This window comes from Colwellia sp. PAMC 20917, assembly GCF_001767295.1.
Lineage (GTDB): Bacteria > Pseudomonadota > Gammaproteobacteria > Enterobacterales > Alteromonadaceae > Colwellia_A.
Window position 1 is genome coordinate 471,536 of the sequence record NZ_CP014944.1, and the last position, 24,266, is coordinate 495,801.

Genomic DNA, 24,266 nt, shown 5'->3' on the forward strand with positions numbered 1-24,266 from the left:
CAATCACTTTTACTAAATATAATTACTCATGTTGCTCGCCAGCACTATAAACGAGCGATGAAACAAAGATAAAACGATTACTTTGCTTGTTATTACTTGCTGTTTTTAGCGGAAAATTCTTTCATAAAAGCAACCAACGCAGTTATACCCGCTAATGGCATAGCATTATAGATACTGGCACGCATACCACCCACCATACGATGCCCCTTTAAAGCCATTAATCCCTGCGCTTCTGCTTGTTTTAAAAACTCATCATTCAAGCTTTCATCTGTCAACCAAAAGGGTACATTCATTAGACTACGATACTTTGCTTCAATATGATTTTGATAAAACGCGCTTTCATCAATATAACCATATAAAACCTCAGCTTTTTGTTTGTTTATCTTTGAAATTTCTTTAACACCGCCACGCTCTTTTAACCATTCAAACACTAAACCGGCTAAATACCATGCATAGGTTGGCGGCGTATTGTACATTGAATCGTTCTTTGCTAACACCTGATAATTCATGATTGACGGGGTTGTTAATTGAGCATTGCCTAATAAGTCATTACGTACAATAACAATAGTTAGACCAGAGGGACCAATATTTTTTTGCGCACCGGCATAGATAAGACCGAATTTTTTAACATCAATTTCATGAGACAAAATGGTTGACGACATATCAGCAACCAGTGGCACCCCATGAGTTTCTGGAATATCAAACATCTCGATACCGTCAACGGTCTCATTCGGGCAGTAGTGCACAAAGGCAGCGTTAGGGTTTAAGCCCCACTCGTTACTTGGTAATACGTGAGTTTCGCCTTTAACCTTACTGACAACATTGATCGCGTTTATTTCACCATAATGCTCAGCTTCTGCAGCGGCAGCTTTTGACCAAGAGCCAGAAATAATATAATCGGCTGATTTGCCTTTTGGTAGTAAATTTAAAGGGACCGCAGAAAATTGACCTCGACCACCACCATGACAAAACAAGACACTGTAATTTTCTGGTATTGCCATCAAATCACGTAAATCCGCTTCGGCTTTTGCTGCTACTACCAAAAACTCTTTACTGCGGTGACTCAGCTCCATCACTGAACTACCGGTATTTTGCCAATTGACAAATTCTGCTTGTGCCTTTTTCATTACCTCTACAGGTAACATCGCAGGACCGGCACAAAAGTTAAATACATGAGACATATAACACAACACCTTCTATAAAGTTTTAAATACGCTTGTCGATGCACTTGGTCAAACTATTTTAATTATTTTTATTATAAACATCAATTTGGTCAACATTCTCTTGGGTAAAATAAGACTGCTCATCAAATGGAAATATGCTCTTGTATTTGCTTAATACCGTTCGTCCTGAACATCGTCACTCATTCACATCAATGTGAATGTGCCATATAACTCTGACATACCGTTCGTCCTGAACATCGTCACTCATTCATATCCATGTACCATATAACTCTGACATACCGTTCGTCCTGAACATCGTCACTCATTCATATCCATGTACCATATAACTCTGACATACCGTTCGTCCTGAACATCGTCACTCATTCACATCCATGTACCATATAACTCTGATATACCGTTCGTCCTGAACATCGTCACTTATTCACATCCATGTACCATATAACTCTGACATACCGTTCGTCCTGAACATCGTCACTCATTCACATCCATGTACCATATAACTCTGACATACCGTTCGTCCTGAACATCGTCACTCATTCACATCCATGTGATCGTGACATACCGTTCGTCCTGAACATAAAAAGGGCGGTGATTAGCCGCCCTTTAAACTGAATTTCTAGCGCTAACTATTCGTTATCACTTTCGATGAGTTGTTCTTCATCACTGTCAGCTTCTGGCGGTACCTCTGTTGAAGTACTGTCAGTTGACGAATCTATTAACTGCTCAGAAGTTTCTTCCGCTCCTTCAAGAACGTCTTCTTCTTCTATTTCGTCAATACGTTGCAATGCAACAACATGTTCGCCTTCAACCGTTCTAATAATACGAACACCTTGAGTATTACGACCAATAACACTGACTTCATTAACACGAGTACGTACTAAAGTACCGTTATCAGTGATAAGCATTATTTCATCTAAATCTTCAACCTGAACAGCGCCAACTACTGGGCCATTTCGGTCGCTCACTTTAATAGAAACAACACCTTTAGTCGCACGACTTTTCGCTGGGTATTCAGTTAACGCGGTACGTTTACCAAAGCCATTTTCGGTTATCGTTAATATTGGACCATCATTAACTGGCACAATAAGTGACACAACCTTTTGATCACCTTCTAACTTAATACCGCGAACACCAGTACCGGTTCGTCCGATAGGCTTTAATGCCCAACGTTCTTCACCTGTTTCTGCGTCTAATTTAATTTCACCTGTTTCACTGTCACGAAGTTTCTCATTAAAACGAACAACTTTACCCGCATCCGAGAACAACATAATATCGTTGTAACCGTCGGTAATAGCAACGCCAATTAAGGTGTCATCATCACGTAGGTTAAGGGCTATAATACCGTTAGCACGTTGGTTTTTATAAGCGGTAAGTGCTGTTTTCTTAACAGTACCTGAAGCCGTTGCCATGATAATAAACTTGTCTTCTGCATATTCACGAACCGGTAATATTGCGGTAATACGTTCACCTGCATCAAGCGGTAAAATATTAACAATAGGTCGGCCACGAGCAGTACGACTCGCTAAAGGTAATTGGAACACTTTCAACCAGTAGAGTTTTCCGCGATCTGAGAAACACAAAATAGTATCGTGGGTATTGGCAATGAGTAAACGTTCAATGAAATCTTCTTCTTTCATCTTAGTCGCTGCTTTACCTTTACCGCCACGGCGCTGTGCTTGATAGTCACTTAACACTTGGTATTTAACATAACCTTCATGCGATAACGTAACCACAACATCTTCTTCTGTGATCAAGTCTTCCATGGATAAGTCATGCGAAGCATTAGTAATTTCAGTACGACGTTCATCACCAAAATCATTACGGATAGTTTCTAGCTCTTCACGAATAATTTCCATTAAACGTTCAGGCGAACCTAATATATGTAATAACTCAGCGATAATATCGAGTAATGCTTTGTATTCAGATAAGATTTTTTCGTGTTCTAAACCAGTCAACTTATGTAAGCGAAGATCTAATATCGCTTGTGCTTGTTGCATAGTTAAGAAGTATTGACCGTCTTGAATACCAAAACCAGCTTCAACCCATTCAGGGCGTGCTGCGTCATCACCAGCGGCGCTGAGCATATCAGCAACATTACCTAAATCCCAACCACGAGCGAGCAGTTTTTCTTTTGCTTCACTTGGCGTTGGTGAATTTTTAATTAATTCAATAATCGGGTCAATGTTCGCTAATGCAATCGACAAACCTTCTAGTAAATGCGCGCGTTCACGTGCTTTACGTAATTCAAAGATAGTACGACGAGTAACAACTTCACGGCGATGAAGGATAAACTCTTCAAGCATTTCTTTGATATTAAATAATTTAGGTTGTCCGTTAGTTAACGCCACCATATTTAAACCAAAAGAAACTTGCATTTGGGTAAGTTTGTACAAGTTATTTAAAACAACTTCACCGACTTCTCCACGTTTAATTTCAATAACCATGCGCATGCCGTCTTTATCAGACTCATCGCGTAGCGCTGAAATACCTTCAAGGCGTTTTTCTTTTACCAGCTCTGCCATCTTTTCGATAAGGCGCGCTTTGTTTACTTGATAAGGTAATTCATGAACAACAATCGTTTCTTTACCGGTTGTTTCATGAACTTCGATATCGGCACGGGCGCGAATTTTAATTTTACCACGACCAGTACGGTAAGCTTCTTCAATACCGGCACGACCACTGATAATACCAGCTGTTGGAAAATCAGGACCAGGTATATATTCTAATATCTCTTCAAAGGTCAAATCACTATTTTCAATCAGTGCTAAACAACCGTTTATCACTTCTGTTAAATTGTGAGGAGGTATATTGGTTGCCATACCTACCGCGATACCTGAGGTACCATTCACTAATAAATTAGGAATACGCGTTGGCATAACAACAGGTATATGTTCAGTACCGTCATAGTTAGGTACGAAATCTACCGTTTCTTTATCAAGATCGGCTAAAATAGAATGTGCTATTTTTGACATTCTGATTTCGGTATAACGCATTGCTGCTGCAGAGTCGCCGTCAACCGAACCAAAGTTACCTTGACCATCTACAAGCATGTAGCGTAATGAAAATGGTTGCGCCATACGTACTATTGTATCGTAAACGGCAGTGTCGCCATGTGGGTGGTATTTACCTATTACATCACCAACAACACGTGCTGATTTTTTGTAAGGTTTATTGAAGTCATTACCAAGTACATTCATCGCGAATAATACGCGGCGATGAACAGGTTTTAAGCCGTCTCGTACATCTGGTAATGCACGACCTACAATTACGCTCATGGCGTAATCTAGATAAGAATTTTTTAGCTCATCTTCAATATTGACAGGTACAACATTGTTTGACAAATCGGTCATAAGTCGATGGTATCCCTTAACTTAGCAAGAATTTTGAAAGTTTTTTCGAAATTATAATTATTAATTAACACAGCATACTAGCATAGTTTTAATGAGATGCCATACCGCTTTATTATCTAAAAAGCACTAAAAATGGCCGTGCTGAAAAGTCACAAATCCCCAAGTGGTTATTTATTGTTCAGCATTTTATCTACCCCAATATTATTAAGTTTTTTGTTGTTCAAAAACACGGCGTTTTACAATCGCTTTTTCGGTAATTGTTTTATCTAAAACTTTACCCAAGCCAAGTAAAAAATAAACTTCAGCGATAACAAACAATGGGCCGATAAGTAATTGATTAATATCATCGAGAAAAGCAGGTTTTGCTTTCTCATAGTGATGACCAATAAATTGAATAACCCAACCAATAACGAAAACACCGATAGCAATTAGAATATGATGTTCTGCTGTCACAACTTCATGAACACTCCACATTAAAGGGCCAAACAAAATAAACGCGAATAGTGCCAGCGGCAAAGATAACAATAGATAATAAAACAGCACAACAACCGGTAATATACCTGCCAAAGTAAAGTTAATCTGTTCAATGCCTAAATAACTATTAATAAATGTTGATTCAATTTTAAAGGAAACACTGGCCAGTAATAAGGCAATTGACCAAATAATCATCGGCACACCAATAAAGTGGCTGTTAATATTTTTTCTATTTAAATGGACACTTTTATAAGTGGATAGTTGTTCTACTACTGATTTCATTATGACCTCTTAGGGTTTATCTCATCGCGCTTGTTAAGCAATAATTTATCGCTATAGCTACTCAACATCAAGATACAATTACAATAAAACGCATTTTACGCCAAGTCGTAATATTGTTCTATTGATTCAGCTGCTGATAATAAAAAACCCTGCCGAAGCAGGGTTTTATTTATCAACATAAAGTGAACGGGTTGCCCCTTTCTTTAGATTATTTGGGTGTAGCTTGTAGATTTAATGTTATACCTGAAGCTGCTGAATAACCGTAGATATCCACATACCATACACCTTTAGCTGGGTCGGTAAAGTTACAAGCTTCATTGTTACCATTTTTATAAGGACGACAATCATAAACAGACGTTGTTGACTGTTTACCTTGTGTTACATATAAATCTGCATCACCTGAACCACCTGAAAGTGTAACCGTTAAATCGGCATAACCATCGGCTAAGTCAAGGGTGTAACGTTTCCATGCTCTTCTTGCAACAGTAACATTATTAATTGTGCTATCAATCGGATTAATCGTATTACCACCACCCGTAGTAGGTTCAGTGTAACTACCCGTTAAACTAACACCGGCAAAATCACTATAGGCTTTAAGTCTTACGTAGTAAGTGCCACCTGCTTGCGTACTTGCACACGATTCAACATTACCTGATTTATAAGGGCGACAATCGTAAACACTGTCGGTTGGCTCAGCACCAAATTTCACATATAAATCTGCATCACCACTACCACCTGTCATCGCAAAATTAATATCTGTTGCGCCAGCAGGTACTTCCATGGTGAAAACTAAATCATTACCCGTTGCAGCCGTTAACTCAGTTTTAACCTGACCATTTTCAAGGACAGTATCTGGTATTTTTCCACCACCACCGCCAGTGTCACCACCAGAGCCATCACATCCATTCGCAGTAATATAGTCGATCGCATCTTTAGTTTGGGCTAAACCATAACCAAATTTAACATCGCGACCCGCAGCACCTAAATCTTGTGCACTACTATTTAATACGTTACGAATTTCAACGTTAGTACAGCTTGGGTGATGACTCCACACCAAGGCAGCAACACCAGCAACATGAGGAGATGCCATTGAAGTGCCACTCATTTTGCCATAATTACCCGCGCCAATATTTATACTGGCGCTTAAGCCAATATTATTTTTCATCGCTGCGCCGTCCGTATCAGATACAGTAACACTTGGGATAGAAGTTGCGTTTGCGTCACCTAACGTGCCACCAAAGCTTCCCGGTGCATTGTTATAAAGAATTGCGCCTACACCTCCGCTGTCTTGACAAGCTTTAACTTTATCGTAAAACGAAATATTGCCACGTTGGATTAAACAAACACTACCTGCAGCGCCTGTATCTATAGATTCGCCTGTGGCAAAGTCATAGAGAGAGCCCGTTGCTTGACCTTGGTTTTCCATTGCATTAGCGGTATAACCGACATTAGCGACAGATACTTCAACGACTGAACCTGAACCTTCAGGATAAATAGAATAAACATCAACGCCTGGGCCAGATATCTCTACTTGGCTATTTTTTTGTGAAAAGTCAGCTAAGGCTTTATTACTGTCAACAGCAGCAACTGACATCACTGCATCGTAAGAAGCAGGAAAGCTTTCTAAATCAGTAGTTGCTGTAGCAACACCATCATTACCGGCTGCAGCTATAAGTAAAACGCCTGCATCATAGGCCGCTTGAATACCATTTTGTTCGCTGGTACTTGAACCAGAACCACCTAAGCTCATGTTAATAACGTCTGCGCCATTACTGACACAATCGTTAATAGCACTAACAAGTGTTGAAGAGTATCCCCAGCCCGCAGCATTAAATACTTTTATAATGTGCAAATTAGGATCGGTGCCAATAACACCGCGAACGCCAATACCATTATTAAGTGCGGCAATTGTTCCTGCTACGTGAGTACCGTGTGGACCACCTTGATCATACCAGTTACCTGTACCGCTATTGCTTGTGCCAGTTATTGTGCCTCCTTGTGCCCCCATGTCTTCATGAGGAAGGTCTAAACCTGAATCAATAATACATATTTTCTTACCGCCAGCGTTGGCAGAAGCAATCATATCGTCAACTTGATCGGCTTGAACCATGCCAATACCATAAGGCACCGTTTGTGCCATAAAGCGACGTGGTAAATCTTCTTCTACGTATTCGACATTATCGTCCATCGCTAAATTCATCGCTTGTGATGTAGATAGCTCAGCACTGATCATATTAACATCTGGAAATTCGGCTTTAACATTGACCCGCAATTTCTTTAATTTTTCCTTAACGGCGGCAAGACGAACAAAGGCGTTTTGGCTACCGATGAAACTAGTTGCTTGATTGCTGCTTGCTTGGTTATTAGCTGCTTGCTTGTATTTGATAATAAAGCGTTTGGGTAAAGGTGAACTGGTCACTTCAGATAATACATTATCTGCGTTTTGTATGCTAAGCGGTTGAGCAGCGTAAAGTGCTGTCGATATTGATACTGACAATATACTTGCAGTGGTCAATATTAATGATTTCTTTGTTATCTTATTCGACATCTATATTCCTACCTATTAGGTTAATTTTAATTATTATTTTGCTGGGGGAATTTCAAATGAGAGTGATACGTCATTATCGAAGCAGCAATGAACATAACATCAATGTTTCACACATTACAAGCATGTTATTAAAATGTTAAATAAAAAAGACAAGACAAAACGCCAACTACATAAAAAACAACAAGTTATAACATTAAACTATATTTTTACTGCTCGATTTTGGTAAATAAAGACTTAAATCAAGGAGGGTTAGCTGATAAAAATCAGTAATGAGTAAGATAATCGCTATAAAAAAAGTCTTAATGTGTCCTGCTTTCTCAGTCTTGGCTCGTCTGCATTAGCCTATGACATTGCCACTTTTAACGAGGATAACAAACTCAACGTTCAGTACTAGTCGAACCATTTACTTTAGTTTAGAATTACTGACAATAATTGATTAAAATAATGAAAATGTAATGTCGACAACTAACAACACTAAAGCTGTTAACGTAAATGAAGAAGAAATTGCCAAATTTGAAAAGGTTGCAAGCCAGTGGTGGGACCTTAATGGCGATTTTAAACCATTGCATCAAATAAACCCTATTCGCCGACAATTTATTTGTCAGCATGTCGGTGACATTTTTGGTAAAAAAATTATTGATGTTGGCTGTGGTGGTGGTATTTTAGCCGAGAGTTTAGCCAAACTTGGTGGCGATGTTACAGGGATTGACCTCGGCGAAGAGCCATTAAATGTAGCAAGATTGCATGCGTTGGAGAGTGGTTTAACGGTCGATTATCAAAAAATACCCGCCGAAGACAAAGCGATTGATCAACCCGAAACATTTGATGTCGTCACTTGTATGGAAATGCTTGAGCACGTACCCGATCCCGCTTCAATTATAGAAGCTTGCGCTAAAATGGTAAAACCCGGTGGTTATGTCTTCTTTTCAACCTTAAACAAATCAATAAAATCATATTTATTGGCTATTGTTGCCGCCGAAAAAGTCCTTAAAATAGTCCCGGACGGTACACACGACCACAAAAGTTTTATTCGTCCATCGACCTTAATTGGCTGGGCTGAATCATTTGATCTCAAATGCATTGATGCCGCAGGTATTCATTACAATCCGCTGACAGAGAATCACAAACTTATTTCATCACTAGATGTAAATTATATTCTTTGTTGTCAAAAAATTTAAATAAGGGAATGTCCATTGCGAACTACTAAAATTTCAGGGGTATTATTTGATCTTGACGGTACCTTATTAGATACCGCCAATGATTTAGGTGCAGCACTTAACTACGTTTTACGAAAATATAACTTAGCAGAAGTGGCTCGTGAAGATTATCGTCCAATCGCTTCTGATGGTGCATTAGGGTTATTAACACTGGGTTTTGCACAAGCTTTAAAAAACTATGACTACGAAGTGTTACGCGCGGAATTCCTCGCTTATTACCAAGAAAACATTGCGGTACATACCTGTCTTTATCCTGGCGTAGCTCAATTACTGTTGACGTTGAATGAACGAAACATTCCTTGGGGTGTGGTGACGAATAAGCCAGAAGGTTTAACAAGACTATTGTTGCCTTATTATAGTGAATTTGAAAAATGTTTATCACTGGTTGGTGGTGATACGTTCACCAACCGAAAACCACACCCAGAGCCTATCCTCAAAGCTTGTGAAGAAATATCAGTGCCGAGTGAGCAGTGTTTGTATGTCGGAGACGCTTTGCGTGATATTGAAGCCGGCAATAGTGCTCAAGCAACTACCGTGATTGCAAAATGGGGCTATATTATCGCTGGTGAAGATTGTAAAAACTGGCAAGCGGACTATCACGCTGAAAGCCCTTTAGACATCTTATCATTGCTATAATAATGTTGAGCCAAGCGCGAATAAAGTAACGGTTTAAATTCAGTGACACAGGTTCTTAACTTACTATAACCAACACGTGAACTACCCCGCGACTTCGCTTCGCTCGGATCACGGGGGTTTCTCGACAGGTTCGATAAAAAAGCCACTCAACAGTGGCTTTTTTCTTAATAAAACACCCATAATAAAGTAACGCTTGGTTAACTGTTAGTCAATATTGTCAGGGCCTACTCGCACAATTAACTTACCAAAATTCTCACCTTCTAATAAACCAATAAAAGCGTTTACTGTATTTTCTAGTCCGGTAATTAAATGCTCTTTATAGTTAATTTCACCTGCCATTAACCATTTTACCATTTGCTCGCTAAACTCATTATAACGATGACCATAATCATCAAAGACAATAAAGCCTTGCATTTTTATACGCTTAACAAGTAATGTTCCCATCAATGAAGAAAGTCTGTCAGGTCCACTGGGTAATTCTGTCGCATTGTACTGAGAAATTAAGCCACACAAAGGAATACGGGCACAGCTATTTAATAGTGGCATAACAGCGTCAAAGACTTTACCGCCAACGTTTTCAAAATAGACATCAATCCCTGATGAACAAACGGCCGCTAGTTGCTCAGCTAAGTCATCACTTTTATGATCAAGACAATGATCAAACCCTAAACTGTCAACTGCATAGGTACATTTAGTCTCACCGCCAGCAATACCGATCACTTTACAGCCTTTTAATTTAGCTATTTGACCCACTAAACTTCCAACCGCTCCTGTTGCCGCAGCAACGACCACTGTTTCACCTGCTTTTGGTTGACCGATATCCAATAACCCCATGTAAGCCGTTAGCCCAGGCATACCCAAGACACCTAAGGCATGAGACGGGTTAACCATATCATTATCAAGCTTGAGCAATTCACTACCATGAATAACGCTATAATCCTGCCAGCCACCAAAAGCGACAACCCAATCACCTTTTGTGTAATCATTGTGATTTGATTCTTCTACTCGACAAACACTACCACCCACCATCACTGCATTTAAAGCGACAGGGTCGGCATAAGACTTAGCATCATTCATTCGCCCTCGCATATAAGGGTCGAGTGAAAGAAAAACCGTACGAAGTAATACTTCGTTAGCTTGAGGGATGGGTTTATCACTAGTAACGAGATTAAAATTTTCTGCTTTTGGCGCGCCAACGGGTCTTGATGCTAGCACCATTTGGCGATTTATATCTGTTGTTTGAGTCATAAGAGTTACTCCTGTAAAGAGCCAGTAAAAGCACTAAATGTGTTGGGATAAAAAAAGGCCAATATAAGAGAAATATATCGACCTTTTATGAATGAGGGTAGCGTGTCAATTAAACAGGCTACTCATTTTTATTTTATACTTACAAGGCTTGCGTTAAAATTTCACGGCTTATTGCTAGTGTAATGTCACTGTTTTCACCCAGTGCTGTCATGCCATGTTGCTCTAATCGTTCGACAAGGGAATCAATATCAGCGCTACCAAGATCAACGTGAGATAAGCGCGTTGGTACCTGCATCTTTTCAAAAAACGCTTCGGTTAAACGAATCGCTTGATCAATACGTGCATTATCATCACCTTCAGTTATCTGCCAAACACGTGTTGCATATTGAAGTAATTTTTCACGCTTTTGCTCACGACGTACTTTCATCACGGCAGGTAAAACAATAGATAAGGTTCGAGCGTGGTCAATACCAAAGGCACCTGTTAATTCGTGGCCTATCATATGTGTTGACCAATCTTGTGGTACTCCAGCACCAATAAGACCGTTTAGTGCCATAGTGGCCGACCACATAATATTTGCTCTAACGTCTAAGTCATCTTTAGTTGCCGGGGCTAAGGCTTTGGGCCCTTCTTCAATTAAGGTTTGTAATAAACCTTCGCTGAATCTGTCTTGTACTTTGCCATTAACGCTGTAAGTTAAGTACTGTTCAATGGTATGAATAAAAGCATCAACAACACCATTACCAATTTGACGGTCTGATAATGAGAAGGTCACACTTGGGTCTAACACCGCAAATAATGGACGCACTAAAGGGCTAGAAAAAGGGAGTTTATTACCGTCTCGTGTTACCACGGAATTACCATTACTTTCTGAGCCAGTAGCAGGTAAAGTTAACACCGCGCCAATGGGTAAAGCTTTAGTGAACGTTTGCTGTTTGGCAAGAATATCCCAAGGGTCATCACCTTCATATAATGCCGCAGCGGCAATAAATTTCGCGCCATCAACAACAGAGCCTCCGCCGACAGCAAGTAAATAATCAATATTTTCAGCTTTGATGATCGTTTGCGCTTTCATTAAAGTGTCGTAAGTTGGGTTAGGTTCAATGCCTGAAAATTCAAAGTAAGTATGTTCTTTAAGCGCATCAATAACCTGCTTATAAACACCATTACCTTTGATTGAACCTCCACCGTAAACAACGAGTACTCTTGCATCTACTGGTATTTCTTTTGAAATGGTTTGAATTTCTCCCTGGCCAAAATTAATTTTAGTTGGGTTTTGAAAATTAAAATTTAACATTTATATGTCCTTAAAGGTAAAGCGTTAAATCGATTAGCTAAACAGGTTAACTAATCGAGTTGTCTGTTCTAAGTACCTATGCTGAAAGGTGAGTTAATAATTTTTCAGCGGCTAATGCCGAGCTAGCTGGGTTTTGACCGGTAATAATGAGGCCATCTTGAATTGCAAAGGCATGCCAATCTTGAGCCTTTTGGTATTCGCCGCCACGTTTAATCAATTCATCTTCTACTAAAAATGGCACAACTTCAGTTAGTTGAACCGCTTCTTCTTCACTGTTAGTAAAACCGGTTACGGCTTTGCCTTTAACAGCAAAATCACCAGAAGGTTGTTTTACATTTAACAAGGCAGCGCTTGCATGACAAACTGTTGCAACAGCTTTTCCGGCGTTAAGAAAGTTTTCAATCAAGGTAATTGAGTCAGTATTGTCGGTAAGATCCCATAATGGACCATGACCACCAGGATAAAATACTGCATCAAAGTCAGCTTCATTAACAGAAGCTAATATTAGCGTATTAGCGATTTTAGCTTGTGCTTCGCTATCTGCATCGTAACGGTCTGTCGCAGCTGTTTGAAAGTCTTCAAGTGTGCTGGTTGGGTCTATTGGTGCTTGTCCACCTTTAGGTGTTGCTAGAGTAACTTCGACACCCGCATCGATAAAGGCATAATAAGGGGCAGCAAATTCTTCAACCCAAAAACCGGTTTTTTGGCCTGTGTTACCAAGCTCATCATGTGAAGTAAGTACCATTAATATTTGTTTAGTCATTATCATTCATCCGTTTGGTTATATAAGTAAGTTTAGGTGTTCGTTTATTCTATGTAGCTAGTATATGCCTAAGAACAAACATGAACAATGCAGATAAAACTGACATCATTGTATCAATAATTGATACAATGATTAACAAAGTAAATTATTAGCTGGTTATTACCTCAATAGGTGCTGTTATGGATATCTCATTTGAACAACTCAAAAGTATGGTTGTATTCGCTCAAGTCATTGAACAAGGTAGTTTAAGTGCAGCTGCTAAACATTTAGGGTTATCAAGAGCAGTAGTAAGTTATCATTTGAAGAAGCTTGAAGCGCAGCTCGAGGTAAAGTTACTTAATCGTTCGACACGTGCGATTAATCTTACCGAAGCGGGTCAAGCCTATTATGAACGTTGTCGAGTTATTGCTGAGCAAGCCAGTGCCGCTAATCAGCAAATTGAAAATTTTAAAAATGAACCTATCGGCTTACTTAAAATAACGTGCCCGGTAAATGTTGGTTTGCAGACCGTTGTGCCAGCACTGAACGAATTTAAAAAAATTTATCCCAAAATAGCACTCGATGTGATGTTAACTGATGAGGTCGTTAATATTATGAAAGAAGGTATCGATTTAGCGATTCGCGGTGCCCCCTTACCTGACTCTGGTTTGCAAGCAACTAAACTGGCGACGCTGCAAACATGCCTTTGTGGCGCACCTGAATATTTCCTGCAATTTGGCCGCCCCACTAAACCGGCTGATTTAAGCGACCACCAATGGGTTATTTATAAATTAACCTCTGGAGTGTTAACCTTGACTAAGGGCAGTCGTTCGTTCAGTGTCACCACAAAAGGCAGTATTAGTACCAATAATGCCGCTGCACGTACTGCCTTTGTTGAAGCAGGGCATGGTCTGGGCCGTATTCCTATTTACGATGCTTGGCCAAAAATAAAAGCAGGCACTTTAGAAACAGTGCTAGATGATTATGCTTTTAGCGACATTAATGTCTTTGGTGTATTCCCTCCAGGTACAGCCAACTCCAAAAAACTGCGCTTATTACTTAACTTCTTAAAAGAGTATTTCACCAGCCAAAGTATAATAAAAAAGCAATAACCCTACTTATTAGCATATATATATCTGTGTGGACCAACCGCTATTATCACCGACTAATAACTAGCGGATAAACTTTATACAAATTGTCATATTAACGCTTAACCTAAACAGCGATATCAGCATTATTGTTCATTTAGTGCCCTTGCTGCTTAAAAAAAAGCAACGTGTTGTTTTTATTGAAAATTAAGTTTTAGCTGATAAAAGCAACTAATAAATGGGTAATTTTATTTAAAAATAAATTACCCACAAAAATTAATTAAAATAAACGTTGCGTTTTTGTTATATCAAAAATAAAAAGCACTACTAAGTTAGTCGTTACTAACTGAACTTTTACTCTAAAGAAAGTTATTAAAAACTATGCTTTTTATCACTTGCAAAAACAGCCAAACCTCATTATCTTGTGATCAGTTTTTAGAAAACCCCTATATATAGTGTATTTGTTGTTCAGATGTTTTTTTGGGCTAATTTGCATTTTAGGGAAATATAATACTGATAAGTGTTCACTTAACGTTTTCTTTAGTTGACAACGTTAGGTAAATAAAGCGACCAGCATAATTAATAAATGACAGGCTCTTCATGACTAATAATCTTTTTGTAAGTAAGCGTAACGGCAAAAAAGAACTCATCGATTTAGAAAAAATTCATCAAGTTATCACTTGGGCTGCTGAAGGCCTTGATAACGTTTCGGTGTCACAAGTTGAGTTGAAATCTCATATTCAATTCTACGACGGTATCAAGACTGCTGACATTCATGAAACTATCATTAAAGCTGCCGCTGATCTTATTTCAGAAGAGACACCTGATTATCAGTATTTATCAGCACGTTTGGCTATTTTTCATCTACGTAAAAAAGCGTACGGTCAATTTGAGCCACCTAAATTATTTACCCATGTTGTTAGTATGGTAGAAAATGGTAAATATGATGAACATCTTCTAGCTGATTACAGCGAAGCAGAGTTTGAACAAATGGAAAAATTTCTTGTTCATCCTCGCGATTTAGACTTTAGTTACGCCGCTGTCAAACAATTGGAAGGTAAATACCTTGTCCAAAACCGGGTAACGGGTGAAATTTACGAAAGTGCTCAGTTTTTATATATCTTAGTGGCCGCTTGTTTATTTGCTAAATATCCTGTTGAAACACGTTTAAAATATGTTGAAGGTTTTTATCACGCAATTTCAACCTTCAAAATATCGTTACCTACACCTATTATGGCAGGGGTACGTACGCCTACACGTCAATTTTCATCTTGTGTATTAATTGAATGTGGTGACAGTTTAGACTCAATAAACGCGGCTTCTAGCTCTATTGTTAAATATGTTTCACAACGAGCAGGTATTGGTATCAATGCTGGCCGTATTCGCGCTTTAGGTAGTTCGATACGTAATGGTGAAGCCTTTCATACCGGTTGTATTCCGTTTTTCAAGCATTTTCAAACGGCTGTTAAAAGTTGTTCACAAGGGGGGGTTCGAGGCGGCGCAGCAACGTTATTCTACCCACTTTGGCATTTAGAAGTTGAAAGTTTGTTGGTCCTTAAAAATAACCGAGGTGTTGAAGAAAATCGTGTCCGTCATTTAGATTACGGCGTGCAATTCAATAAGCTTATGTACACACGTTTAATTAAAGGTGAGTCTATTACTCTCTTTAGCCCGAGCGATGTTCCGGGGCTTTATGATGCCTTTTTTGAAGACCAAGATAAATTTGAAGCCTTGTATGTAAAATATGAAGCGGATGATTCAATTCGTAAAAAATGTATTAAAGCTATTGAGTTATTCACCTTGTTTGCTCAAGAGCGTGCCAGCACAGGTCGAATTTATTTACAGAATGTTGATCACTGTAATACACACAGCCCATTCGATCCGAAACAAGCACCGATACGCCAAAGTAATTTGTGTTTAGAGATTGCGCTACCGACACAACCAATGAATGATATTAATGATCCAAATGGCGAAATTGCCCTTTGTACTTTGTCAGCCTTTAACTTAGGCGCAATAGAAAGCTTAGATGAATTAGAAGGTTTATCAGACCTTGCAGTTCGAGCGCTTGATAGTTTACTTGATTATCAAAACTACCCAATGCCAGCTGCTTACAATGCCACTATAGGCAGAAGAACATTAGGTATAGGCGTAATAAACTACGCTTATTACTTAGCTAAAAACGGTGTGTATTATTCAAATGGCAGTGCCAACAATTTAACTCACCGTACCTTTGAAGCCATTCAATTTAATTTATTGAAAGCATCAAATGAATTAGCAAAAGAAAAAGGCGCTTGTCCTAAATTTAATGAGACACGTTTATCGCAAGGTATTTTACCGATTGATACTTATAAAAAGACCATTGACGACATTACTGGTGAGCCCCTTCATCTTGACTGGGAAACTTTGCGAGAGAGTATCAAAACACATGGCGTAAGAAATTCAACGGTTTCAGCGTTAATGCCATCTGAAACTTCATCACAAATTTCAAATGCTACAAATGGAATTGAACCACCAAGAGGTTTAATCAGTATAAAAGCTAGTAAAGATGGTGTTTTAAAACAGGTTGTACCTGAATATCAAAGATTAAAGGGTAACTATGAGTTACTTTGGAATATTCCAAGTAACGAAGGTTACTTGCAGTTAGTGGGTATCATGCAGAAGTTTATTGACCAAACCATCTCTGCAAATACTAACTATGACCCTGCACGCTTTGAAGGCGGAAAAGTACCGGTGAAGCAAATCTTAAAAGATATTTTAACCGCTTACAAATTAGGCGTTAAAACCATGTATTACCATAACACCCGTGATGGTGCGTCTGAGAATATGCTCGGATTAGAAGAAGAAGACTGTGAAGGCGGCGCATGTAAAATATAATTGTGCGCACAAAAAAAAGCTTCATTGTTTTTTAACAATGGAGCTTTGAGCACAATCAGTCATACCTATAATTTTTAAAAACAAAATTTCGATAACAGGCTGTGACTTTCATGCGTGTTATCAAGGAGTAATAGATGTCCTACACCACGTTTAATCAAGTTCCTAATAATGCGCTACTCGAGCCGATGTTTTTAGGTAACAGTGTCAATGTCTCACGATATGACCAACAACGTTTTATCGCCTTTGAAAAACTTATTGAAAAACAGTTATCGTTTTTTTGGCGTCCCGAAGAAATTGATGTATCAAAAGACAGATCTGATTGGCAAAGTTTAACGCCTTCAGAAAAGCATATTTTTATTTCCAACCTAAAATATCAAACTTTACTTGATTCTATGGCAGCACGCTCGGTAAATGCGATGTTTTTACCGCTGGTTTCATTACCAGAAGTAGAAACTTGGATAGAAACCTGGGCTTTTAGTGAAACCATTCATTCTCGCTCTTACACGCATATTTTGAGAAACTTGTTTTCAGATCCAAGTGAAATATTTGACGACATCGTTGTTAACCCAGCTATTTTAAAGCGTGCATCAAGTATTTCTAAATACTTTGATGCCGTGATAATCACCACACAACTACTCCAGTCACAAGGTGACGGCACTTATGAAGTCGATGGTGAAATGATTGAAGTGTCGACTCGCAAGCTCAAAGAGCGCTTATACTTGGCTGTTTGTTCGGTTAACGCTTTAGAAGCCATTCGCTTTTATGTCAGCTTTGCCTGTTCATTTGCTTTTGCCGAGCGTGAATTATTAGAAGGTAACGCTAAAATTATTAAGCTAATTGCTCGAGATGAAGCTTTGCATTTAACCGGTACTCAACATATTTTAAATAACTGGTTATCCGGTAGAGATGATCCTGAAATGAAAATCATTGCTCAAGAAATGAAAGAGCAAGGATTACAGATATTTCTTGATGTTGTTGAACAAGAAAAAGAATGGGCTCAGTACCTATTTAAAGACGGTTCAATGATTGGCTTAAATGCGGCAATATTAAATCAATATATTGAGTACATCAGTAATCAACGCTTAACGGCTATTGGTTTTGATGCACCCTTTGATATAAAAAGTAATCCATTACCATGGATGAATGCTTATTTAGTATCAGACAATGTTCAGGTCGCTCCACAAGAAACAGAGATATCGAGTTACTTAGTTGGTCAAGTCGACTCTTCTGTATCAAGTGATGATTTTGATGGCTTTGACCTTTAATGGTTTTAACCTTCAAATAAAGAAGCGATTATCATGCTTTCTTATCACATCATTAGCACATTTTGCGTTTAAGCCTTTTTAAATGAAAAGCGCTAATGATATGGCTATTTGCCCGCAAAAATTGTCTGAAAATAAGAAAGCTCATCGTATTTTTGTCGATAATAAAACCATTACCTTTCAAGCCAATGATAAAAGCTTACTTGACTGTTTAGAGAAGGCTAATGTGGAAGTGCATTATCATTGTCGTGACGGTTTTTGTGGGGCGTGTCGAGTGACCTTAGTTGAAGGCGAGATTAGCTACCCTCAAGGAGAGCCACTCGCTTTTATTGGCGATGGAGAAGTGCTCTCTTGCTGTTGTGTGCCAAAGAGTGACATCAAACTTATCGTTGAATAACTTAATACTAGCATTATTCACGGGTCTTTAAACATTGGAGAATCAACGTGTATAGATGTTGAGCGACAAATATACCCGTCACTCATCATCAACATCTATTAATCTTATATTTATAATTGCGCCCCTAACCTAACTTCAATACCGCCTAAAACCTTAATTAACTCTGCAGCAACCGGTTGATACAATTGTTGATAACGCGCGGTATCTTCAACACTTACCGCTTCATCTAGCGCTTTAGTCAATTCAAACAGATGCATAGCTCCTACCGAGCAAGAAACACCTTTTAAGGTATGTACTAAGTGCTTACAAGCAGTTTGGTCATCACTACTGATCGCTTGTTGAATCTTTTCTCTGTCTTTTGAATGGTCTTCATAAAACATCACCAGTATTTCAGCAAAAAGATCTTCATCTCCAAGGACATTACCAATACCTATTTCAGCATCAATACCTGGATATTCGTCTTCACTGGTCACCGGTAATTCATCGATAATACCCTCAGCGGCAACCGTAGTTGATTCTTGATGAACCTTCACTTGATTTCGACCACTGTGTTTTGCTTGATATAGGCTAAGATCAGCTTCTTTTAACAAGCCTTCTAAGTTCATTTCATCGCCCTTGCCTAATGATAAGCCAATACTCACTGTTACAGACACCTTTTCATCTTTGGTATCATCAATATGTATTTTACTATGTTCTACTCTTTCTCTTAAGCGTTCACAGGCAACAAGCGCATTCTCTGCAGAGGTATTTGCCATACATATCGCAAATTCTTCGCCGCCAACTCGACCAATAATATCATGATCTCGAAAACAATCACCGATGATATCAGCAAATTCAACGAGGACTTTATCACCGGCATCATGGCCATAATTATCGTTAACCGCTTTAAAAAAATCTATATCGAGCATCGCCACAGCAAGCGGATTATTCGTGCGTTTTGCTTGGCTAATCGCTTTACCCGCTAACTCTTCAAAAGCGCCTTTGTTACAAATGCCGGTTAAGAAGTCTGTTTTAGCCAGCGACTCTAGTTCTAAAGTTTTCTCTAAAAGCCGCAGCGAGGTTCGTATTCTAGCCAGTAACACTTTCGGAATATAAGGCTTAGTAACGTAGTCATCGGCGCCAAACTCTAGAGCGGCAACAATTTGATCTTCATCATCTGAAGCCGATAACATAATGACCGGCGTATTGAAAATAATGGGATGATTTTTTAATTTGTGTAACATCTCTAAGCCTGAGATACCCGGCATATACATATCTAATAAAATGAGGTCTATCGCTTGCTCTTCTAAAACCTCTAAGGCTTTTTCTCCAGATTCGGCGGTAAACACCTGATAACCTTCTTCACCTAAATCAAACTCTAATAGCATGAGCGTGTCTTTAGCGTCATCAACAGCGAGAATGTTATATTTTTTCTTAGTATTCATAGTTTATTCCCATTGTAAGGCTTACTCGTCATCTTTAGCTGTTAGGTGTTTTTGTAAGGTATCAATTAACAAATCATATTCCCTTGATAAATCATTCTGCAGCGACAACAATTCAACGCTATTTTTTATTCTAGCCGATTGTTCAATTTGTCGCGTTAATTTTCCAAGATTAACTCCACCTAAATTTTTTGATGAACCACTAACTTTATGTGCTAAAGCTATAATATCATCAAATAATTTATTTTCCATAGCGATAACTAACTCATTTTTAAGCGCCGGCATATCCTCAATAAATAAACTGATAAGCTGTTTACTTAATTTGTCATTATTTCTAATACGCTTTAATAAACCTGTTTTATCCCAAATGATATCTTCATTCGTCTTTGAATGACTACTTTCGGAGTTATCGCCATGGCTAGTCTGGGTTACGGGTTCTGCAATCAGGTTACTGTTATCATCAGACACGGTTTCAAAGCTATCTAGCCCAACCCATGCCGATATTTTTTTAAGTAAAATATCGGTATCTACCGGTTTACTCGCGTAATCACTCATCCCTGCCGCTAAACATGTTTCTTTATCACCTTTCATCGCATTGGCGGTCATGGCAATAATTGGAATGTTACGATGAACAACACCAGCCTTTCCTGCCCTTATTGCTCTTGTTGCCTCGTAGCCGTCCATTTCAGGCATTTGACAGTCCATAATAATAATTTGGTAGGGTGCGTCGTGTGGTGAAGAATTTAAAGCAGCCAGGGCTTCGATACCATTACCAGCAACATCAGCTGACAAACCAATATTGGCGAGCACACCTAAAATGACCACTTGGTTAATACGGTTATCTTCAACCAATAAGATACGGGTATTTTTGGCAATAACGCGATTAGCATTTGAATGTTTTAATTTATGGACGTTATGTTGGGTAACAAAGGGTTTATTGACATTCAAAGTGCCTTCTTCATCTAAAACAAGACTTAACGTAGCAAATAAATCTGCGGTGGTTGCTGGCTTGGGGAAGTACGCAGAAAAACCGAGTTGTTCAAAAAAGTTAGCATCTCCTCGATCACTCATTGACGTCATCATAATAAGTTTTGTTCTTTGCGCATGTCGATGACCCTTTAAGCGCTCACCTAGAGTAACGCCGTCCATGCCGGGCATTTGCATATCAAGAATTGCTGCATCAAAAAAATCAACCGGGTGATTATCAACCTGCTCGATAGCACAAGCGCCATTCTCTGCTTGCGTAACCTCTGCCCCCCAAATAGCTAACTGTCCTTTTAATACCGCCAAATTTGTCGCGTTATCATCAACTATAAGTATTTGCTTACCTTTTATGTCTACATGAGGCATGACTATTTGAGAGTTATCACTTTCGTTAAGTAGTATGGTAAAAGTAAACACACTGCCCTGACCTTCGGTACTTGTTACGGTAATATCCCCTGACATCAGTTGGGCTAATTGTTTAACAATGGCCAAACCTAAGCCTGTCCCCCCATATCTTCGTGTAGTAGAGGCGTCTACTTGGGTGAAAGAATCAAACAATGTAATTATTTTATTTTCAGGAATACCAATACCCGTATCTGATATGCTGCATGTTAATTGCAACTGATGTTGATGTTTCTTAATAGAGGCTTTAATGAGTACTTCACCATTCTCGGTAAATTTTATTGAATTACTGACTAAATTTGACAGTATTTGTCGCAAACGACTAGGATCACCCTTAACTAAAGATTGTTCAACACCGCAAACATCCAGTATCAATTCCAAGCCTTTCTCCTGCGCTTTTATCGCCATCGACTCAGCAAAGTCGCCAAGTTGACCTCGAATATCAAACTCAAGTATTTCAAGTTCTAGTTTTCCAGCCTCTATTTTTGAAAAGTCCAAAATATCATTAATCAAAGATAATAAAGATTGAGCACTTGAACTGGCTAATTGCAAATGATGAGCTTGTTGTTTATCGATATTACTTTGTTGAAGTAAACCTAACATCCCTAAGACGCCATTCATCGGGGTACGTATTTCATGACTCATACTTGCAAGAAACTGCGAGCGCAGCAACAGAGCGTGCTCTGCCATATCTAAAGCGTCTTGTTTTAAAGTACGTAAGTTTTTTTGCTCGGTTATATCACGATGAGTTCCCACCACTCTCAAGTTTTTTTGATCTTTATGATTAACCATTTGGCTATGTGTTTCAATATATCGAATAGTTCTATCTGGCAAAGTAATACGGTATTCAAAATTAAGTGCTATGCCTTTCTTAACTTCACGGATAAATTGTTCTTCGACAAATTTAAGATCGTCAATGTGTATGGCTGTTCGCCAAATTTTTTCTGTAGGTACTGTTGAGTCTTTATCATAGCCAAATAATTCATACATTCGACTGTCCCAAAGACTTAGCCCTGTTTGAATATCATAGTCCCAAACGCCTATTCTTGGGGCTGACAAGGCAAAATTCAAACGCCATGCCATATCTTTAGCTTCTTCAATACTACGGATACTTTCTGCTGCCAACAACTTGTTTTCAGTGATGTCACGTATTAATCCGGTAAAAACAACATCACCAGAAATATTTATTTTACTGACACTCAAATGCATAAAGAACTTTTCACCATTTTTTCTTAATGCAGTCAGTTCAAGGGTGCGGCCTTTTACTTCACTTGAGCTATGTTGTAAAAAACGTTTAAATTCGTCCACTGGGTTAATAGTATTATTTATTGGCACTAGAAATAGTGCGTTTTTACCAAGGACCTCATTGATTTGATAACCAAATATTTTTTCAGCCGCATGATTAAAAGCGAGAATATTACCTTTTTCGTCAATATTTATAACACCATCAGCGATTGAGTTTAAAATAGAATGCAGCTTTGCTAACGCATCTTCTGCCCGTATTGTTTCACTTTTTTGGACAATCGACTTTTGCTCTATTTGCATTAATAAATTTTGAAAACTTCTTGCTAAAACGCCGATTTCATCATTTTCTTGCACCGGTAACTTACCGATAACACCCTGTTCTTCATATTGGGCAACACCTTTAGTTATCAACAACAAAGCACGTGTTATCCGCTTTGACGCCATAATACAAAACACTAGACTTAATATGGCTAAGATAAAGCTAAATAATATTGCGCGGTTTTGCATATTTTCTAATGATTGCAGATAAATATTACCTTTGTTTTCAATAACTAAGTGTAACGGGTTTTCTTGGCCAAATTCGGCAAACTGAACAGTAGAGTAATAGGCTAATTTATTATCAACATCTATCTCTTTATCTTGCAAGAGCTTATCGCTAGTGAGTATTGAGGAAAAAATAACACTGAGCGACGGAAACTTTTCAATCACCTTGATGTTGTTCTTATCAACTTTTTGATCGGCTGGAAAATAAATAAAATCACCCGCTGAATTAGCAAGATAAAAAGTAACTTTTTCTAAAGCATTTTCCTTAAGCCGTTCAATAAATAATGAAAAATCAACTTCTATTGTTATTGAGCCAAAAAGTTCGTTGTCAGCCGTATAAATAGGGGTACCGATAAATAAAGAACTCTGTAAAGGCTTGCCCTGAGTATTTTTTTGATAAAATATCTCTGAAAAATACACTTCACCCTCATCTACTAATAATGCCGATTTTAATGAATCAAGCGCTATATTTTGACTAGAATGCTCAAAAGGAATGACCTTCACTTGGTCATCTTTATGGTCAACACTGACAATACTGCGAACATTATTCTGTGTTGCTAAATAACTTATATTTTTATAAATAGGTTTGTTTTTGATAAATTCTTTGAATATCCCCTGTAATTTTTTCCGCCATAACAGGTTTTGCTCATCATCAGATTTTATAGACTCCATAATACCTTGTATCGACGCGGTCTTACTGAGGAAGATTGAGTCGTTGGCACTTTCTCGATAGAAATAGGCTATTAATGGTTTTACAATTTTACTTTTAATATTGAGTTCATCAAACGCCTGCTCTTTCACCAACTGCTGACTTTCGATATAAAATACAGCGCCAACCGCAAAAGCAATAAGGAGTGATAAAGAAAAGCCAGCAAATGGAATTTTAAAGGCTAATGAGCTAAAAACTTTTCCGATGGAGAAGTTTTTACTGGTTTTAGTTAATGGCTGCGCAGTAAGATGATGTTCTTTACATGCGCCATTATTATCTTGTAAATGATTGTTTTTGATAAGTGCTACTTCTCTTTTGATGAATCTATTCATACGCCGATAAAAATAGAGCCTGAAACAATAT

The 24,266-nt window shown here is 38.5% G+C and carries 15 protein-coding genes; 6 read left to right on the top strand and 9 right to left on the bottom strand.

The window, feature by feature from the left end; genetic code table 11:
- Window positions 1–92 precede the first annotated feature (92 nt).
- The 4 genes from serC to A3Q34_RS02070 all read right to left on the bottom strand — a co-directional run bounded on the left by serC (window position 93) and on the right by A3Q34_RS02070 (window position 7,838).
- Entirely contained in the window at window positions 93–1,181 is a 1,089-nt protein-coding gene (gene serC / locus A3Q34_RS02055) for a 3-phosphoserine/phosphohydroxythreonine transaminase (protein ID WP_070373834.1), read from the bottom strand.
- Between the two features lie 629 nt (window positions 1,182–1,810).
- Complete coding sequence (gyrA, locus tag A3Q34_RS02060; RefSeq protein ID WP_070373835.1) at window positions 1,811–4,534, bottom strand: DNA topoisomerase (ATP-hydrolyzing) subunit A; 2,724 nt, start codon at window positions 4,532–4,534, stop codon at window positions 1,811–1,813.
- Window positions 4,535–4,738: 204 nt separating this feature from the next.
- Window positions 4,739–5,290, bottom strand: a complete 552-nt coding sequence (locus A3Q34_RS02065; RefSeq protein WP_070373836.1) for an Mpo1 family 2-hydroxy fatty acid dioxygenase — start codon at window positions 5,288–5,290, stop codon at window positions 4,739–4,741.
- 208 nt (window positions 5,291–5,498) lie between these two features.
- Window positions 5,499–7,838: a S8 family serine peptidase gene (locus tag A3Q34_RS02070; protein ID WP_070373837.1), complete on the bottom strand. Its 2,340-nt coding sequence runs from the start codon at window positions 7,836–7,838 to the stop codon at window positions 5,499–5,501.
- 455 nt (window positions 7,839–8,293) lie between these two features.
- Between A3Q34_RS02070 and ubiG the strand changes: the two genes are divergently transcribed.
- Together ubiG and A3Q34_RS02080 are read left to right on the top strand one after the other, a co-directional pair.
- Window positions 8,294–9,016, top strand: a complete 723-nt coding sequence (gene ubiG / locus A3Q34_RS02075; RefSeq protein WP_070373838.1) for a bifunctional 2-polyprenyl-6-hydroxyphenol methylase/3-demethylubiquinol 3-O-methyltransferase UbiG — start codon at window positions 8,294–8,296, stop codon at window positions 9,014–9,016.
- A gap of 15 nt (window positions 9,017–9,031) precedes the next feature.
- Window positions 9,032–9,691: an HAD family hydrolase gene (locus A3Q34_RS02080; protein ID WP_070373839.1), complete on the top strand. Its 660-nt coding sequence runs from the start codon at window positions 9,032–9,034 to the stop codon at window positions 9,689–9,691.
- A gap of 204 nt (window positions 9,692–9,895) precedes the next feature.
- Here the strand turns inward: A3Q34_RS02080 and A3Q34_RS02085 are convergent, their stop codons facing one another.
- From A3Q34_RS02085 to A3Q34_RS02095, 3 genes are all read right to left on the bottom strand, one after another.
- Complete coding sequence (locus A3Q34_RS02085; RefSeq protein ID WP_070373840.1) at window positions 9,896–10,939, bottom strand: NADP-dependent oxidoreductase; 1,044 nt, start codon at window positions 10,937–10,939, stop codon at window positions 9,896–9,898.
- Window positions 10,940–11,078: 139 nt separating this feature from the next.
- Window positions 11,079–12,236, bottom strand: coding sequence for an iron-containing alcohol dehydrogenase (locus tag A3Q34_RS02090; protein WP_070373841.1), 1,158 nt, complete (start codon window positions 12,234–12,236; stop codon window positions 11,079–11,081).
- 76 nt (window positions 12,237–12,312) lie between these two features.
- The gene (locus A3Q34_RS02095; RefSeq protein ID WP_070373842.1) at window positions 12,313–12,999 is read right to left on the bottom strand and encodes a type 1 glutamine amidotransferase domain-containing protein; all 687 of its coding nucleotides are present in this window, start codon (window positions 12,997–12,999) and stop codon (window positions 12,313–12,315) included.
- 179 nt (window positions 13,000–13,178) lie between these two features.
- Here A3Q34_RS02095 and A3Q34_RS02100 point away from each other — a divergent pair, with 179 nt between their 5' ends.
- The 4 genes from A3Q34_RS02100 (at window position 13,179) to yfaE (ending at window position 18,599) form a co-directional block, all read left to right on the top strand.
- Window positions 13,179–14,090: a LysR family transcriptional regulator gene (locus tag A3Q34_RS02100; protein ID WP_070373843.1), complete on the top strand. Its 912-nt coding sequence runs from the start codon at window positions 13,179–13,181 to the stop codon at window positions 14,088–14,090.
- 576 nt (window positions 14,091–14,666) lie between these two features.
- The gene (nrdA, locus tag A3Q34_RS02105) at window positions 14,667–16,940 is read left to right on the top strand and encodes a class 1a ribonucleoside-diphosphate reductase subunit alpha (RefSeq protein ID WP_070373844.1); all 2,274 of its coding nucleotides are present in this window, start codon (window positions 14,667–14,669) and stop codon (window positions 16,938–16,940) included.
- 134 nt (window positions 16,941–17,074) lie between these two features.
- On the top strand, window positions 17,075–18,205 hold the full coding sequence (nrdB, locus tag A3Q34_RS02110) for a class Ia ribonucleoside-diphosphate reductase subunit beta (RefSeq protein ID WP_070373845.1): 1,131 nt from the start codon (window positions 17,075–17,077) through the stop codon (window positions 18,203–18,205).
- A gap of 100 nt (window positions 18,206–18,305) precedes the next feature.
- The gene (yfaE, locus tag A3Q34_RS02115; RefSeq protein ID WP_070376969.1) at window positions 18,306–18,599 is read left to right on the top strand and encodes a class I ribonucleotide reductase maintenance protein YfaE; all 294 of its coding nucleotides are present in this window, start codon (window positions 18,306–18,308) and stop codon (window positions 18,597–18,599) included.
- A 110-nt stretch (window positions 18,600–18,709) separates the two neighbouring features.
- Here yfaE and A3Q34_RS02120 read toward each other — a convergent pair whose 3' ends face one another.
- Both A3Q34_RS02120 and A3Q34_RS02125 read right to left on the bottom strand, forming a co-directional pair.
- A complete protein-coding gene (locus tag A3Q34_RS02120; RefSeq protein WP_070373846.1) occupies window positions 18,710–20,023 on the bottom strand; it encodes a diguanylate cyclase in 1,314 nt (437 codons plus the stop codon).
- A gap of 21 nt (window positions 20,024–20,044) precedes the next feature.
- Window positions 20,045–24,235, bottom strand: coding sequence for a response regulator (locus tag A3Q34_RS02125; RefSeq protein WP_070373847.1), 4,191 nt, complete (start codon window positions 24,233–24,235; stop codon window positions 20,045–20,047).
- Between the last annotated feature and the right edge of the window lie 31 nt (window positions 24,236–24,266).